This is a genomic window from Paraburkholderia sp. 35.1, from assembly GCF_050436525.1.
GTDB lineage: Bacteria > Pseudomonadota > Gammaproteobacteria > Burkholderiales > Burkholderiaceae > Paraburkholderia > Paraburkholderia tuberum.
In genome coordinates this window covers 1109450-1124060 of record NZ_JBNDMJ010000003.1, presented here as the reverse complement: position 1 = coordinate 1124060, position 14611 = coordinate 1109450, and the positions used below count along the sequence as shown (strand labels likewise).

General features: G+C 66.9%; 13 protein-coding genes. 10 read left to right on the top strand and 3 right to left on the bottom strand.

Features of this window, described 5'->3' with window-relative positions; translation table 11 throughout:
- Positions 1 to 3: 3 nt before the first annotated feature.
- The gene (locus OKW27_RS25225; protein WP_429335207.1) at positions 4 to 1035 is read right to left on the bottom strand and encodes a CDP-6-deoxy-delta-3,4-glucoseen reductase; all 1032 of its coding nucleotides are present in this window, start codon (positions 1033 to 1035) and stop codon (positions 4 to 6) included.
- Positions 1036 to 1129: 94 nt separating this feature from the next.
- Between OKW27_RS25225 and OKW27_RS25220 the strand changes: the two genes are divergently transcribed.
- Positions 1130 to 2161: an NAD(P)-dependent oxidoreductase gene (locus OKW27_RS25220; protein ID WP_090801548.1), complete on the top strand. Its 1032-nt coding sequence runs from the start codon at positions 1130 to 1132 to the stop codon at positions 2159 to 2161.
- A 112-nt stretch (positions 2162 to 2273) separates the two neighbouring features.
- Here the strand turns inward: OKW27_RS25220 and OKW27_RS25215 are convergent, their stop codons facing one another.
- Together OKW27_RS25215 and OKW27_RS25210 are read right to left on the bottom strand one after the other, a co-directional pair.
- Positions 2274 to 2462, bottom strand: a complete 189-nt coding sequence (locus OKW27_RS25215; protein ID WP_090801547.1) for a hypothetical protein — start codon at positions 2460 to 2462, stop codon at positions 2274 to 2276.
- A 167-nt stretch (positions 2463 to 2629) separates the two neighbouring features.
- On the bottom strand, positions 2630 to 3340 hold the full coding sequence (locus tag OKW27_RS25210; protein ID WP_429335206.1) for a pseudouridine synthase: 711 nt from the start codon (positions 3338 to 3340) through the stop codon (positions 2630 to 2632).
- Positions 3341 to 3434: 94 nt separating this feature from the next.
- Between OKW27_RS25210 and OKW27_RS25205 the strand changes: the two genes are divergently transcribed.
- The 9 genes from OKW27_RS25205 (at position 3435) to OKW27_RS25165 (ending at position 14598) form a co-directional block, all read left to right on the top strand.
- On the top strand, positions 3435 to 4703 hold the full coding sequence (locus OKW27_RS25205) for an MFS transporter (protein WP_429335205.1): 1269 nt from the start codon (positions 3435 to 3437) through the stop codon (positions 4701 to 4703).
- 216 nt (positions 4704 to 4919) lie between these two features.
- A complete protein-coding gene (locus OKW27_RS25200) occupies positions 4920 to 6011 on the top strand; it encodes a MurR/RpiR family transcriptional regulator (protein WP_429335204.1) in 1092 nt (363 codons plus the stop codon).
- Positions 6008 to 6997, top strand: a complete 990-nt coding sequence (locus OKW27_RS25195) for an isoaspartyl peptidase/L-asparaginase family protein (protein ID WP_429335203.1) — start codon at positions 6008 to 6010, stop codon at positions 6995 to 6997. The genes OKW27_RS25200 and OKW27_RS25195 overlap by 4 nt, the downstream gene beginning before the upstream one ends.
- A 70-nt stretch (positions 6998 to 7067) precedes the next feature.
- Positions 7068 to 8990, top strand: a complete 1923-nt coding sequence (locus tag OKW27_RS25190; RefSeq protein WP_429335202.1) for a dipeptide ABC transporter ATP-binding protein — start codon at positions 7068 to 7070, stop codon at positions 8988 to 8990.
- 153 nt (positions 8991 to 9143) lie between these two features.
- Positions 9144 to 10706: a glutathione ABC transporter substrate-binding protein GsiB gene (gene gsiB / locus OKW27_RS25185; protein ID WP_090801538.1), complete on the top strand. Its 1563-nt coding sequence runs from the start codon at positions 9144 to 9146 to the stop codon at positions 10704 to 10706.
- Between the two features lie 116 nt (positions 10707 to 10822).
- Complete coding sequence (gene gsiC / locus OKW27_RS25180; protein WP_090801536.1) at positions 10823 to 11743, top strand: glutathione ABC transporter permease GsiC; 921 nt, start codon at positions 10823 to 10825, stop codon at positions 11741 to 11743.
- A 7-nt stretch (positions 11744 to 11750) separates the two neighbouring features.
- Complete coding sequence (gsiD, locus tag OKW27_RS25175; RefSeq protein ID WP_429335201.1) at positions 11751 to 12656, top strand: glutathione ABC transporter permease GsiD; 906 nt, start codon at positions 11751 to 11753, stop codon at positions 12654 to 12656.
- Positions 12653 to 13768, top strand: a complete 1116-nt coding sequence (locus OKW27_RS25170) for a P1 family peptidase (protein WP_429335200.1) — start codon at positions 12653 to 12655, stop codon at positions 13766 to 13768. Before gsiD ends, OKW27_RS25170 begins: the two co-directional genes overlap by 4 nt.
- Positions 13765 to 14598 carry a M55 family metallopeptidase gene (locus OKW27_RS25165; RefSeq protein ID WP_429335199.1) on the top strand — a complete coding sequence of 278 codons (834 nt, stop codon included), beginning with the start codon at positions 13765 to 13767 and terminating at the stop codon, positions 14596 to 14598. Before OKW27_RS25170 ends, OKW27_RS25165 begins: the two co-directional genes overlap by 4 nt.
- The last annotated feature ends 13 nt before the right edge of the window (positions 14599 to 14611 follow it).

The following is a 14611-nucleotide window of genomic DNA, read 5'->3' as shown; positions in this document are numbered from 1 at the left end:
CAATCAGACCGCGTTCGCGAGATCGGCCGCGCTGGTGAACGAGTCCGCGTAGAACTCGTCTTCCGGCAACTGGTGATGCTGCGTGAAGTCGCGCAGCGCCGATTCGACCATCACCGGCGCGCCGCATGCATATACCTGGTAGGCCGACAGATCGGGCAGATCCTCGATCACCGCCCGATGCACGAAGCCCGTGCGGCCCGTCCATGCGTCGCCCGCATCGGGTTCGGAGAGCACCGGCACGAACTTGAAGTTCGGAATCTCGTGCGCCCATTGCTCGGCGAGTTCGAGCAGATACAGGTCTTTCTTGCGGCGCGCGCCCCAGTAGAGCGTCATGGGGCGCGTCATGTTCTTGAACACCGCATGCTCGACGATCGCCTTCAGCGGCGCGAAGCCGGTGCCCGACGCGAGCAGCACGATCGGCTTGTCCGAGTCTTCGCGCAGGAAGAACGTGCCGAGCGGCGCTTCGAAGCGCAGGATGTCGCGCTCCTTCATCGTGTTGAACACATGGTCGGTGAACGCACCGCCGGGCATGTGGCGGATGTGCAGCTCGACCGGGCCTTCGACATGCGGCGCGCTCGCCATCGAATAGCTGCGGCGCTTGCCGTCCTTCAGGATGAATTCGAGGTACTGGCCGGCCAGATATTGCAGACGTTCGTTGGCGGGCAGTTGCAGCTTCACGACGATCACGTCGTCGGCCTTGCGCTCGATCGCGTTCACGCGGCACGGCAGCTTCTTGACCTGCACATCGCCGACGCCGGCCACTTCGCGGATGTCGACTTCGAGATCGGAGCACGCGCTCGCGCAGCACAGGAGCGCCATGCCGCGCGTCTTTTCGTCGTTCGACAGCGCCGACGACGAGTGCGCGCGCTGTTCGACCTCGCCGCTCACGACCGTGCCTTTGCACGAACCGCACGCGCCGTTCTTGCAGCCGTACGGCAGGCCGACGCCTTGACGCAGCGCTGCGGAGAGCACCGGTTCGTCCTGTTCTACCTGAAACTGCCGGCCGGTTTGCCGGAGCGTGACGTTAAATGCCATAAAGTGTTCGGAATCGAAAATTCGGAATCGTAATCGGACCCGCCGGATCAACCGCGCGGTACCTGTTGCGTGTGACCGCTACAATGCGCCCACCATGAAAGCGACACGAAACTTCCGCCGGCCGCGCGTGCTGATCGTAGGATGCGGCGACGTCGGCATGCGCTGCGTGCCCCTGTTGCGGCCGCGCGCGCGTATCTTCGCGTTGACGAGCCATGCCGCGCGCTGCGATGAGTTGCGCGCCGCGGGCGTGATGCCGCTCGTCGGCGATCTCGACGCGCGCGGCAGCCTCAAACGGCTCGCGCGCCTCGCGCCGACGGTGCTGCATCTCGCGCCGCCGCAGAAGTCCGGCGACGACGATCGACGCACTCGCGCGCTGCTTGCGACGTTAGGTGCCGCGGGCCGCATGAACGCTTGCGCGGCGAGGTCGTCCGTCGCGCCGATCGCGCGGTTGCGCCGTGCGCGCGCTTCAGGTCTGGACGCTGAAACACCCGATATTGTACCCGACGGGGTGCGCCGGACCGGCGCTTCGCGCGCACCGGTGCGCATCGTTTACGCGAGCACGACGGGGGTCTACGGCGATTGCGGCGGCGCATGGATCGACGAAACGCGCGCGCCGCGGCCCGCGAATGCGCGCGCCAAACGTCGCGTGTCGGCCGAGCGGCAGTTGCGGCGCGCGACGGCGCGCGGCAGCGTCGCCACGAGCATCGCGCGGATCCCGGGCATCTATGCGCGCAACCGTCTGCCGCTCGCGCGGCTCGAAAGAGGCACGCCGGCGCTCGTCGATGCCGACGACGTCTACACGAATCACATCCACGCCGACGACCTCGCCGCGATCCTCGTGCGTCTCGCCACGCATGGCCGGCCCGCGCGCGCACTGCACGCGTCCGACGATTCGTCGCTGAAAATGGGGGAGTATTTCGACGCGGTCGCCGATGCGTTCGGGCTCGCGCGCCCGCCGCGCATCACGAGAGAGCAGGCGGAGCAGCAGATCGATCCGCTGCTGCTGTCGTTCATGCGCGAGTCGCGCCGGCTCGTGAACCGGCGTCTGAAGGAGGAATTGCGGGTACGTCTGCGCTATCCGAGCGTCGAGGATTTTTTGCGCGAGGCGAACGGGAAACGCGGCTAGGGCGGCAGCAGAAACAAAATGTCGCCTCGCGAGGGCGGAGTTGCCCCGCAAAGCGTATCCGCCGCACCGCATCAATGCGCCGCGCAACACGAGCTGCGCGGTCCAACCGGCATCAGGTCAGCGCAGGCAGCACTTCCAGCAACAGGAAGCACAGCATGCCGCCGATCAATGCGCCGATCAGATTCGGATGGTACTTATGGCGCAGCCGCATGATGACCAGCAATCCGCCGACCAGCAGCAGCGCAAGGCAGATAAACGAGATCATCGCGTGCGAAAACGCCATCGTGCCGTCGATTTGCATGGCGCCCCTCCTTGAAACCTTTGTAGTCGTTTGTTTAGACGAGTATAGGGCGATATGTAAGCAACGGCATGCTGCAACGCAACGGTCTATGTTCGGTGCACCGCAATGCGCGCGGGCTTTCTCCGGCGCATCAAGGGCTTAGGCGGGCCCTCATTGCGGCTAGTCGTTTACCCGGCCCGCAGCGCGGCAAGACCCGCTGCGTCGAGCCATTGCCATGCGCCGGGCGCGAGCGCCGCGGGAAGCGCGAGCCCACCGATCCGTTCGCGATGCAGCGCCTCGCAGCGGTTGCCCGAGGCCGCGATCATCCGCTTGACCTGGTGGTATTTGCCTTCGAGCACGGTGAGCGCGAGCGTGTGAGTGTCGCGCGCCTGGGCGTCGAGCGCGGCGCTGGGTTTCGTTTCGCCGTGCAGCAGCACGCCGTCGCGCAGCGCGGCGAGCTGCGCGTCGTCGAGCGGATGGCGCGTGGTCGCGACGTAGAGCTTCGGCACCTTGCGTTTCGGCGACGTGAACTGATGCACGAACTTGCCGTCGTCGGAGAGCAGCAGGAGGCCCGTGGTGTCCTGATCGAGACGGCCGACGCACTGCACGCCGCGCTCGGCGAACTGCGGCGGCAGCAGGCTGAACACGCTCAGATGATGCTGCGGATCGCGCGAGCATTCGTAGCCGATGGGCTTGTTCAGCAGCAGATACGCGTGCTCGCGATACGGCCATTCGACGCCGTCGACGCTAAAGCGCAACGCGCCGCCATCAACAGCGAAATCGGCGTCGGCATCGGTGCAAATCGCACCGTCGACGCTGACGCGGCCGTCGCCGATCAGCGCGCGACATTGGCGGCGCGAACCGAAACCTTGAGTGAAGAGGATGCTTCCGAGATTCATGGCGAGCGAAGAATAACACCGCAAGAAGCGGAGCGCCCCGCAGGCCCTGAGCGCCGACGATGAATGCCTCACGTCAAACCTCGGGAGTGCATCGATGTCCGCCACGTCTTCCCCTTCGTCGTCTTCGCCGTCCAATGCGCAACGTCTGCCCCGCGCATTCCAGCGCCTCGCCTGGTCGAACCTGTGCGCGCAATCGGCGGAGCAGATCAGCCTCGCCGCCGCGCCGCTCGTCGCGGTGTTCGCGCTCGGCGCCGACGCGCGCGATACTGGTCTGCTGCAAACCGCGCAGACGCTGCCGTTCCTGTTGCTGTCGATGCCGCTCGGCGTCTGGGCCGACCGCCGCTCGCGCCGCGTGCTGATGACGCTCGCCGAGAGCGTGCGGGTCTGCGCGATGCTGTGCGTGCTGCTGCTGGTGCTCACGCATGCGCTGAACCTGCCGCTGCTCGCCGCGCTCGGCTTCGTCGCCGCGACGGGTACGGTCGCCTACAACGTTGCGGCGCCGTCGCTGGTGCCGTCGATCGTGCCGCGCGACGCCTATGCGAGCGCGAACGGCCGGCTCGAACTCGCACGCAGCGTCGCGTATTCGGCGGGGCCGGCGCTGGGCGGCGTGCTGGTCGGCTGGATCGGCGCGGGCTGGGCGTATGGCGGCGCGGCGATGTTGTCGGCGTTCGCGGTCGCGTTGCTCGCGGGATTGCGCGAGCCGCCGCGCGCGGCCGCGCCGCGGCGGCACCTCATGCTGGAGCTGCGCGACGGCACGCGCTTCGTGCTGCGCGATCCGTTGCTGCTGCCGATGCTGCTGACCGCCGTGTTCTTCAATCTCGGCTTCTTCATCCTGCAGGCGATCTATGTGCCTTACGCGGTGCATCGGCTGGGGCTCAATGCCTCTGCGGTCGGCGTGACGCTCGGCGCGTACGGGGTCGGCATGGTCTGCGGCGCGCTCGCCGCGCCCGCGGTCGCGCGGCGTCTCGCATTCGGCCGTCTGCTGATCGTCGGACCGTCGTGCGGGCTGCTCGCGTCGCTCGTGATGGTGGCGACGCTGATCGTCCCATCGTTCTGGCTCGCGCTCGCGAGCTTCTTCCTGCTCGGCGCGGGACCAATCCTGTGGGTCGTCGGCTCGACCACGCTGCGTCAGGCGATCACGCCCGAACGGATGATCGGCCGCGTGTCCGCGCTGATCAGCACCGCCACCTACGGCGCGCGGCCGGTGGGCGCGCTGCTCGGCGCCGCGCTCAGCGCGCGCTGGAGCATCGACGTGTGTCTGGTCGCGGCGTCGCTCGCGTTCGTCGTGCAGGCGCTGATCATCGTGATGTCGCCGGCGGCGCGGCTGCTGGGCATTCCCGAACAGAGCGCGGCGGCGTGCTGAGCGGCGGAGCGCGGCACGCGGCGAAGCCACCCATCGCCCCGATGAAAATGGATTTTCATCGGGGTGCGGCATGGCGTGGATGCTGAACTCGATTGTCTGAAGACCTTCGGTCGGTGAAAACCCTCGAAATAATGAAAATGAATTTTTTTCGGCGCGTGTTTCATGTAAATATAATTTCATCCTGTTCACATAGAACAACCGCGCCTTTCCGCTCGCATGATCCATCACCCGTCCGCCGTGTCGAACTCCGCCGAGCAGGCCATTGCCGCGCGCATCACCGCCGCGATGCCGACGCTCACGCCAATCCACCAGCGCATGGGCGAGTACGTGCTGGCCCATCTGTTCCGCGCGGCGACGATGCGTATCGACGAGCTCGCGAGCGTGGTCGGCGCGTCGGTCGCGAGCGCGAATCGCTTTGCGCGCGCGCTCGGCTTCGACGGTTATCCGCAGTTTCGCGAGGCGCTCGTGCGTGGCTTCGAGGCGACGCTCGCGCCGGTCGAGCGGCTGCGCAGCGCGCAGGAAACGCTCGCGGCCGGTGACGATCTAATCGACGCGTCGCTCGAGCAGGCCGCCAACAATCTGCACGCAACGCGTACGTCGATCGATCGCGCGACCGCCGACGCCGCCGTCGACGCGATCATCGCCGCGCGTCGCGTATTCGTGATCGGCTTCGGCGCCAGCGCGTTTCTCGCGAGCCTGATGGAGCACGGACTGCTGCCGTATCACGACAACGTGCATTCGCTGGCGCTGAGCGGCGGGCCGTCGCATGCGGCGCGGCACCTCGTGGGTTCGGGCCCGGGCGATCTCGTGATCGGCATCGCGTTTCCGCGCTATGTCGAGGACACGATCGAGCTCGCGCGCCGCGCCTCCGAACGCGGCGCGCGCGTGCTCGCGCTCACCGACGGTCCGCGCTCGCCGCTCGTGCGGTTCGCGGACCTGGCGCTGTATGTCCGCACCGACCGGCGTCTCGCGTCGAATGCCGATTCGGCCGTGCTCGCGGTCATCGAGGCGTTGTGCGACGCGGTCGCGTATCGCGCGCAACGCTCCGTCAAGGCGGCCGCCGAGGTCAGCGAGTTCGTGCTGCCGTGGCTGTTCGATCCGCAGTCGGGCGCGGCCGGCGCCGCGCAGGAGCCGGCGCGCGCCCTGAGCAAAGCCGCGCGCGCGAAGGCTGCAAGGCTAAAACACAGCGACGGCGCAAAGGCCCACAGCACCCAAGCCAGAAGCACGAAAGCCGGGGATGCCGAAACAAAAGCCATCACAGCACCCCGCACTCCCCGAACCACCCGCACTCCACGATCCAAACGATGAACTCCAACGCAGTCATTGCCATTCACGGCGGGGCCGGGACGATCCTGCGCACGTCGATGTCGGCCAGCGCCGAAACCAAATATCACGCGGCGCTCAACGCGGTGCTGAGCGCTGGCCAGCGCGTGCTCGCCGACGGCGGCAGCGCGCTCGACGCGGTCAGCGAAGCGGTGCGGCTGCTCGAAGACTGCGCGCTCTTCAATGCGGGCCACGGCGCGGTCTACACGGCGGCCGGCACGCACGAGCTCGACGCCGCGATCATGGACGGCCGCACGCTCGACGCGGGCGCGATCTGTTGCGTGAAGCGCGTGCGCAATCCGATTCTCGCCGCGCGCCGCGTGCTCGAGCGCAGCGACCACGTGCTGTTCACCGGTGACGGCGCGGAAGCGTTCGCGGCCGCGCAGGGGCTCGAGTTCGTCGACAACAGCTACTTCGATACCGACGCGCGCTATCGCCAATGGCAACTGGCGCGTGAGCAGCAGCGTCCGATGCTCGATCACGACGCCGCGACGCTCGCGTCCACGGCTTCGAGCAACGACGACCCGACGCCGCACGAGCCGATCGATCCGAATCGCAAGTTCGGCACCGTCGGCGCAGTCGCGCTCGACCGCCACGGGCATCTCGCCGCGGCGACCTCGACGGGCGGCGTGACCAACAAGCAGGTGGGCCGCGTCGGCGATACGCCGCTGATCGGCGCGGGCTGCTACGCGGACGACGCGACCTGCGCGGTATCGACCACCGGCGCGGGCGAAATGTTCATGCGCATGGTCGCCGCCTACGACGTCGCCGCGCAGATGGCCTATCGCCAGGTCTCGCTCGAAGAAGCCGCGCACGACGTCGTGATGAACCGCTTGCCGAAGATCGACGGACGCGGCGGCCTCGTCGCCGTCGACGTGCGGGGCAACGTCACGCTGCCGTTCAATACCGAGGGTATGTACCGCGGTTTCGCGCGGCTCGGCGAAGCGCCGGTGACGGCGATCTATCGCTAGCCGCTGAAGCGTGTCGCCACATGCCTGAGGCCCCGTTAGCCGCGTTCGAATTCAAAGCAAAGGAACCACCGTGCCGACTTCCTCGCACACCGCCAGCCCGCGTATCGAAACCCTGCCGCCGCAGCGCGTGCTCGCGGTCGACGATCTGACGGTCGCGTTCCGCCGCGGCGACTCGACCTTCAACGCGGTGCGCAATCTGTCGTTCACGGTCGAGCGCGGCGAGACGCTCGCGATCGTCGGCGAATCGGGCTCGGGCAAGTCGGTCACGTCGCTGGCGCTGATGCGGCTGATCGAGCATGGCGGCGGCCGTCTTGCCGGCGGCAGCATCGCCTTCCGGCGGCGCGACGGCAGCGTGCTCGATCTCGCGAAGGCGTCGTCCGGCACGATGCGCACGGTGCGCGGCGCCGACATCGCGATGATCTTCCAGGAGCCGATGACCTCGCTCAATCCGGTCTTCACGGTCGGCGATCAGATCAGCGAGGCGATCGCGCTGCACCAGGGCAAGAGCCGCGAGGCGGCGCGCGCCGAAACCTTGCGTCTGCTCGAGATCGTGCGGATTCCCGAGGCAAGGCGCGTCGCGGCGCGTTACCCGCATCAGCTGTCGGGCGGCATGCGCCAGCGCGTGATGATCGCGATGGCGTTGTCGTGCAAGCCCGCGCTGCTGATCGCCGATGAACCGACCACCGCGCTCGACGTCACGATCCAGGCGCAGATCCTGCAATTGATTCGCGGCTTGCAGGACGAGATGAACATGGGCGTGATCTTCATTACGCACGACATGGGCGTGGTTGCCGAAGTGGCCGACCGCGTGCTCGTCATGTATCGCGGCGAGAAGGTCGAGGAGGGCGCGTCGGACACGCTGTTCGCCGCGCCGTCGCATCCGTACACGAAGGCGCTGCTCGCGGCGGTGCCGCGGCTCGGCTCGATGCACGGCACTGATCAGCCCGCGCGCTTTCCGATCCTGAGCGTCGAGCAGGCCGGCGCGAACGGCGCCGATGCGGCGGTGCAGCCGGCGGCGGCTGTCGCCGAAGAAGCGCAGCCGCTCGTGCGCGACGACACGCCGCCGATCCTGCGCGTGCGCGATCTGGTCACGCGCTTTCCGGTCCGTAGCGGCCTGTTCGGCCGTATGACGGGCCGTGTGCATGCGGTCGAAAAAGTCAGCTTCGATCTGCGGCCCGGCGAAACGCTCGCGCTGGTCGGCGAGTCGGGCTGCGGCAAGTCGACCACGGGCCGCTCGCTGCTGAGGCTCGTCGAAAGTCAGAGTGGCTCGATCGAATTCGCTGGCAAGGAAATCAGCTCGCTGACCGGGCCCGCGTTGCAGGCGCTGCGCCGCGATATCCAGTTTATTTTCCAGGACCCGTTCGCGTCGTTGAATCCGCGCTTGACCGTCGGCTTCTCGATCATGGAGCCGCTGCTCGTGCATGGCGTCGCGCAGGGTGGACAAGCGCAGGCGCGCGTCGCGTGGCTGCTCGAGAAAGTCGGTTTGCCGGCCGAGGCCGCGCGCCGCTATCCGCATGAGTTTTCGGGCGGGCAGCGTCAGCGTATCGCGATTGCTCGCGCGCTCGCGCTGAATCCGAAGGTCGTGATCGCCGACGAATCGGTGTCCGCGCTCGACGTCTCCGTGCAGGCGCAGATCGTCAATCTGATGCTCGACCTGCAGCGTGAGCTCGGCGTCGCGTATCTGTTCATTTCGCACGACATGGCAGTGGTCGAGCGGGTTAGCCATCGCGTCGCGGTGATGTATCTGGGCCAGATCGTCGAGATCGGTCCGCGTCGCGCGGTGTTCGAGGCGCCGCAGCATCCGTACACGAAGAAGCTGATGAGCGCGGTGCCGGTCGCCGATCCCGCGCGCCGTCACGCGCAACGCATGCTCGCCGCCGACGATATTCCGAGCCCGATTCGCGCGCTGCACGACGAGCCGGTCGTCGCGCCGCTCGTCGCGGTGGGACCGGATCATTTCGTCGCGCAGCATCGCGTCGGCGGCGCTTATTGAGCGAAGCGCCGCATCGCATTGAAGCGGAAGACCTGAAGCGCGAGACCCGAAGCATCGGCAATCGAAGCAACAGCAAGAGAAACATCAGCACTTGAAGCCACGCCAACCATAACGGCCCTGTCACATCCTTAACTCGCAGCCTGGAGCAATCTCATGAACCTGCTGTTCCCGTCCTCTCCGTTTCGTTTGCGCGCGCTCGTCAGCGGCGGCGCGGTGGTGTTCGCGACGCTCGCGGGCAATCTGGCGCACGCCGAAACGACGGCCGTGATGGCCGTCGCGTCGACCTTCACGTCGCTCGATCCGTACGACGCGAACGACACGCTGTCGCAGGCGGTCGCGAAATCGTTCTATCAGGGGCTGTTCGGCTTCGACAAGGACATGAAGCTCGTCAACGTGCTCGCCGACAGCTATGAGGCGAGCCCCGACGCGCGCGTCTATACGATCAAGCTGCGCCATGGCGTGAAGTTCCAGGACGGCACCGACTTCAATGCGGCCGCGGTGAAGGCGAACTTCGACCGCGTGACCGATCCGGCCAACAAGCTGAAGCGCTACAACATGTTCAGCCGCATCGAGAAAACGGAAGTGGTCGATCCGTACACGGTGCGCGTCACGCTGAAAACGCCGTTCTCGGCGTTCATCAACGTGCTCGCGCATCCGTCTGCGGTGATGATCTCGCCGGACGCGCTGAAGAAGTACGGCAAGGACATCGCGTTTCATCCGGTCGGCACGGGCCCGTTCGAACTCGTGAAGTGGGACCCGGCCGGCGACCTGACCGTGAAGAAGTTCGCCGGCTACTGGAAGAAGGGTTATCCGAAGATCGATGCGATCGACTGGAAGCCGGTCGTCGACAACAACACGCGTGCCGCGCTGATCCGCACCGGCGAAGCGGACTTCGCGTTCCAGGTGCCGTTCGAGCAGGCCGCGCAACTGCAGTCGAGCCCGAAGGTCGATCTGATCGCGGCGCCGTCGATCATCGAGCGCTACATCAGCATGAACATGAACCAGAAGCCGTTCGACAACCCGAAGGTGCGTGAGGCGCTGAATTACGCGGTCAACAAGGAAGCGCTGACGAAGGTCGCGTTCGCCGGGTACGCGACGCCGGCCGACGGCGTCGTGCCGCAGGGCGTCGACTATGCGGTCAAGCTCGGACCCTGGCCGTACGATCCCGCGAAGGCGCGCGAACTGCTGAAGGAAGCGGGCTATCCGAACGGCTTCGAAACGACGCTGTGGTCCGCGTATAACTACTCGACCGCGCAGAAGGTGATCCAGTTCGTGCAGCAGCAGCTCGCGCAGGTCGGCATCAAGGCCAGCGTCGAGGCGCTCGAGGCGGGTCAGCGCGTCGCCAAGGTCGAAAGCGCGCAGGACCCGGCGACCGCGCCGGTGCGGATGTACTACGCGGGCTGGTCGTCGTCGACCGGCGAGGCGGACTGGGCGATCAGCCCGCTGCTCGCGGGCTACTCGATTCCGCCGAAGATGGTCAACACGTCGTACTACAAGAACGACGCGGTCGACAACGATCTGAAGCAGGCGCTCGAAACGACCGACCGCACGCAGAAGGCCGCGCTCTACACCGACGCGCAGAAGCGCATCTGGGCCGACGCGCCGTGGATCTTCCTCGTCAAGGAGAAGGTCGTGTATGCGCGCAGCAAGCGTCTGTCGGGCGCTTACGTCGCGCCGGACGGCTCGTTCAACTTCGACGAGATCGCGATCAAGTGATGAGCTGACGAGGCGGCATGCGCAGGCGGCGGTTCACCCAGCCCGCCGCCGCACACGAGTCCTCGTTGCCCGCCTGATTTGCCGCTCAATTGCCGCTCATTTGCCGGACTGGTTTCATGCTGAACTTCCTCGTCAAACGTCTGCTAGGCCTGCTGCCGACGCTCTTCATTGTCGCCGTGCTGGTGTTCCTGTTCGTGCATCTGCTGCCCGGCGATCCGGCGCGGCTCGCCGCCGGTCCTGAAGCGGACGAGGCGACCGTGGCCCTCGTGCGCTCCGACCTCGGGCTCGACAAGCCGCTGCCGCAGCAGTTCGTCCGTTTCTTCTGGCGGATGGCGCATGGCGACTTCGGCGTTTCGACGCGCAGCAAGCGGCCGGTGAGCCAGGAGATTGCGGAACGCTTCTTCCCGACGTTGTGGCTGACGATCGCGAGCATGGTGTGGGCGGTCGTGATCGGCATGGCAATCGGCATCGCCTCGGCGGTGTGGCGCAACCGCTGGCCGGACCGCCTGGGCATGACGCTCGCGGTGTCGGGCATTTCGTTTCCGGCGTTCGCGCTCGGCATGCTGCTGATGCAGATTTTCTCGGTGCAACTCGGCTGGCTGCCGATCGTCGGCGACGGTTCGTGGCGCAGCTACGTGCTGCCGTCGCTGACGCTCGGCGCGGCGGTCGCGGCCGTGATGGCGCGCTTCACGCGGGCCTCGTTCGTCGAGGTGCTGCACGAGGACTTCGTGCGCACCGCGCGCGCGAAGGGCGTACCCGAGCGGCTCGTGATCATCAAGCACTGCCTGCGCAACGCGCTGATTCCCGTCGTCACGATGATGGGGTTGCAGTTCGGCTTTCTGCTCGGCGGCTCGATCGTCGTCGAAGTGGTGTTCAACTGGCCGGGCCTCGGCCGTTTGCTCGTCGATGCGGTGTCGATGCGCGACTATCCGATCATTCAGGCCGAGGTGCTGTTGTTCTCGCTCGAATTCATCATCATCAACCTGATCGTCGACGTGCTGTACGCGGTGATCAACCCGACCATCCGTTTCAAGTGAGGCCCGCATGAGCACCACTGCCACCGGGCCGAATGCGGCCACTCCCGTTGTCTCCGAACGCGCGATCCGCACACCGTGGAGCGAGTTCTGGCGCAAGTTCCGCAAGCAGCATGTCGCGCTCGCCGCCGGCGTGTTCGTGCTGCTGCTGATCGTGGTCGCGATCATCGCGCCGCATATCGTGCCGTACGACCCCGAGAACTTCTTCGACTACGACGCGCTGAACGCGGGGCCGTCGGCCGCGCACTGGTTCGGCGTCGATTCGCTGGGCCGCGATATCTTCAGCCGCATCCTCGTCGGCTCGCGCATTTCGCTCGAGGCAGGCTTTCTGTCCGTGGCGATCGGCGCGGTGATCGGCACGTTCTTCGGTCTGCTTGCCGGTTACTACGAGGGCTGGTGGGATCGCATCACAATGCGCGTGGCCGACGTGCTGTTCGCGTTCCCCGGCATTCTGCTCGCGATCGGCGTGGTCGCGATTCTCGGCAACGGAATGATCAACGTGATCTGCGCCGTGGCGATCTTCAGCATTCCGGCGTTCGCGCGGCTCGTGCGCGGCAATACGCTGATGCTCAAGCAGCTCACCTATGTCGAGGCGGCACGCAGCATCGGGGCGTCGGACTGGACGATCATGGCGCGGCACATTCTGCCGGGCACGATTTCATCGGTCGTCGTGTATCTGACGATGCGCATCGGCACGTCGATCATCACGGCGGCGAGCCTGTCGTTTCTCGGCTTGGGCGCGCAGCCGCCGACGCCCGAGTGGGGCGCGATGCTCAACGAAGCTCGCGCCGATATGGTGACCGCGCCGCACATCGCGCTGTTTCCGAGCCTCGCTATCTTCCTGACCGTGCTCGCGTTCAACCTGCTCGGCGACGGTCTGCGCGACGCGCTCGATCCGAAGCTGGATCGGCCATGAGCATGAGCAACCATCATTCGGCCGAGCGCGCGCCGCATATCGGCACGTTGCCGGCCGGAGCGCTCGGCACGATCGCCGACGTGGACGGCGTTAGCGTCGGTCATTGCACGCTTGCCGAAGGCGCGCTGCAAACCGGCGTGACCGTGATCCGGCCGCATCGCGGCGATCCGTTCGTCGACAAGGTGCCGGCCGCCGCGTCGGTGATCAACGGCTTCGGCAAGAGCATCGGGCTCGTGCAGCTCGACGAACTCGGCACGCTGGAGACGCCGATCGCGCTGACCAACACCTTCGGCATCGGTACGGTCGCGCAGGCGCAGATCCGCGCGGCGATTCGCGCGAATCCGCGCATCGGCCGCGAATGGTCGACGCTCAATCCGCTCGTGTTCGAGTGCAACGACGGCTATCTGAACGACATTCAGGCGCTTGCCGTGACCGAACGGCATTTCACCGAAGCATTCGACGCGGCAAGCGCCGATGTCGCGAGCGGTGCGCTCGGCGCGGGGCGCGGCATGTCGTGTTTCGATCTGAAGGGCGGCATCGGCACTGCGTCGCGCCTGTTCAGTGCGGCGGGCCGCGACTACACCGTTGGCGCGCTCGTGCTGGCCAACTTCGGCCGTCTGCCGATGCTGACGATCGACGGCACGCCGCTCGGGCGCATGCTGGCCGAACGCGCGGCCGTCGCTGAGGCGGCGAATGCTGCCAGTGCCGCTGCTCACGCGACCCCCGAGCAACCCGAGCAAGGCTCGATCATCATGATCGTCGCGACCGATGCGCCGCTCGACGCGCGCCAGCTGAAACGCCTGTCGTTGCGCGCGGCGGCCGGTCTCGCGCGCACCGGCTCGGTGTACGGCCACGGCAGCGGCGATATCGCGCTGGCGTTTTCGACCGCGTACACGGTGCCGCACGGCGCGGACTTCGTCGCGCTGCCGCCGCTGGTCGCGGATCACTGTATGGACCCGCTGTTTCGCGCCTGCGCCGACAGCGTCGAGCAGGCGATCGTCGATGCATTGTGGAGCGCCGAGACCGTCACCGGTCGCGACGGTCATCGGCGGCTGTCGCTGCGCGACAGCGTGCCGGACCTTGCCCACTTGCTGAGGAATTCCGTGCGATGAAAGTCCTGATCTCCACCGACATCGAAGGCATCGCCGGCGTGTTCCATGCCGAGCAGACGCGCGCGGGCAACGGCGAATACGAAGCCGCGCGACGCTGGATGACGCTCGAAGCCAACGCGGCCGTCGAAGGCGCGTTCGCGGGCGGCGCGACCGACGTGTGGGTCAATGATTCGCACGGCGGCTTTCGCAACCTGCTGCCCGATCTGCTCGATCCGCGCGCCCAGCTCGTGCTCGGCAAGCCGCGCACGCTCGGCATGATGGCCGGGCTCGAATACGGTGCGGCGCTGGTCTTCATGATCGGCTATCACGCGAAGGCGCAAACGCGCGGCATCCTCGCGCACACGATCAACAGCTTCGCGTTCGCGCGCGTGGCGTTCAACGGCGTGGAGCTGGGCGAAGCGGGGCTGTACGGTGCGCTCGCCGAAGAATATGGCGCGCGTGTGGTGCTTTTATCGGGTGACGACGTGTTCGCCGAGGAAACCGCGCCGCGTTTTCCCGGCGCGCGTTTCGTCGTCACGAAGACCGCGACCGGGCAAGCAAGCGGCGTCACGCAGTCGCCTGCGAGCGTGCGCGAGGCGCTGTGGGCCGCCGCGCGCGACGTGGTCCGTCAGCATGTCGAAGCGGGCCGCGCGCCTGCGGCGACGCGCGCGGAGCCGCGAACGATCGACTGCGAACTGCGCGTGCAAACGAGCGGGCTCGCCGATCTGTTCTGCCAATGGCCGACGCTTACGCGCGTCGATGGCGTGACGTTGCGCTTCAGTGCGGCGTCGGCCGAGCATGCGGTGCGGATGCTGAACTGTCTGTCGGCGATGTCGTTCATGCTGCGCTGAGCCGCGCGGCGTC

Coding starts and splice junctions, on each gene's coding strand:
- OKW27_RS25225 (WP_429335207.1), bottom strand. CDS start 1,035: ATGGCATTTAACGTCACGCTCCGGCAAACCGGCCGGCAGTTTCAGGTA.
- OKW27_RS25220 (WP_090801548.1), top strand. CDS start 1,130: ATGAAAGCGACACGAAACTTCCGCCGGCCGCGCGTGCTGATCGTAGGA.
- OKW27_RS25215 (WP_090801547.1), bottom strand. CDS start 2,462: ATGCAAATCGACGGCACGATGGCGTTTTCGCACGCGATGATCTCGTTT.
- OKW27_RS25210 (WP_429335206.1), bottom strand. CDS start 3,340: ATGAATCTCGGAAGCATCCTCTTCACTCAAGGTTTCGGTTCGCGCCGC.
- OKW27_RS25205 (WP_429335205.1), top strand. CDS start 3,435: ATGTCCGCCACGTCTTCCCCTTCGTCGTCTTCGCCGTCCAATGCGCAA.
- OKW27_RS25200 (WP_429335204.1), top strand. CDS start 4,920: ATGATCCATCACCCGTCCGCCGTGTCGAACTCCGCCGAGCAGGCCATT.
- OKW27_RS25195 (WP_429335203.1), top strand. CDS start 6,008: ATGAACTCCAACGCAGTCATTGCCATTCACGGCGGGGCCGGGACGATC.
- gsiB (WP_090801538.1), top strand. CDS start 9,144: ATGAACCTGCTGTTCCCGTCCTCTCCGTTTCGTTTGCGCGCGCTCGTC.
- gsiC (WP_090801536.1), top strand. CDS start 10,823: ATGCTGAACTTCCTCGTCAAACGTCTGCTAGGCCTGCTGCCGACGCTC.
- gsiD (WP_429335201.1), top strand. CDS start 11,751: ATGAGCACCACTGCCACCGGGCCGAATGCGGCCACTCCCGTTGTCTCC.
- OKW27_RS25170 (WP_429335200.1), top strand. CDS start 12,653: ATGAGCATGAGCAACCATCATTCGGCCGAGCGCGCGCCGCATATCGGC.
- OKW27_RS25165 (WP_429335199.1), top strand. CDS start 13,765: ATGAAAGTCCTGATCTCCACCGACATCGAAGGCATCGCCGGCGTGTTC.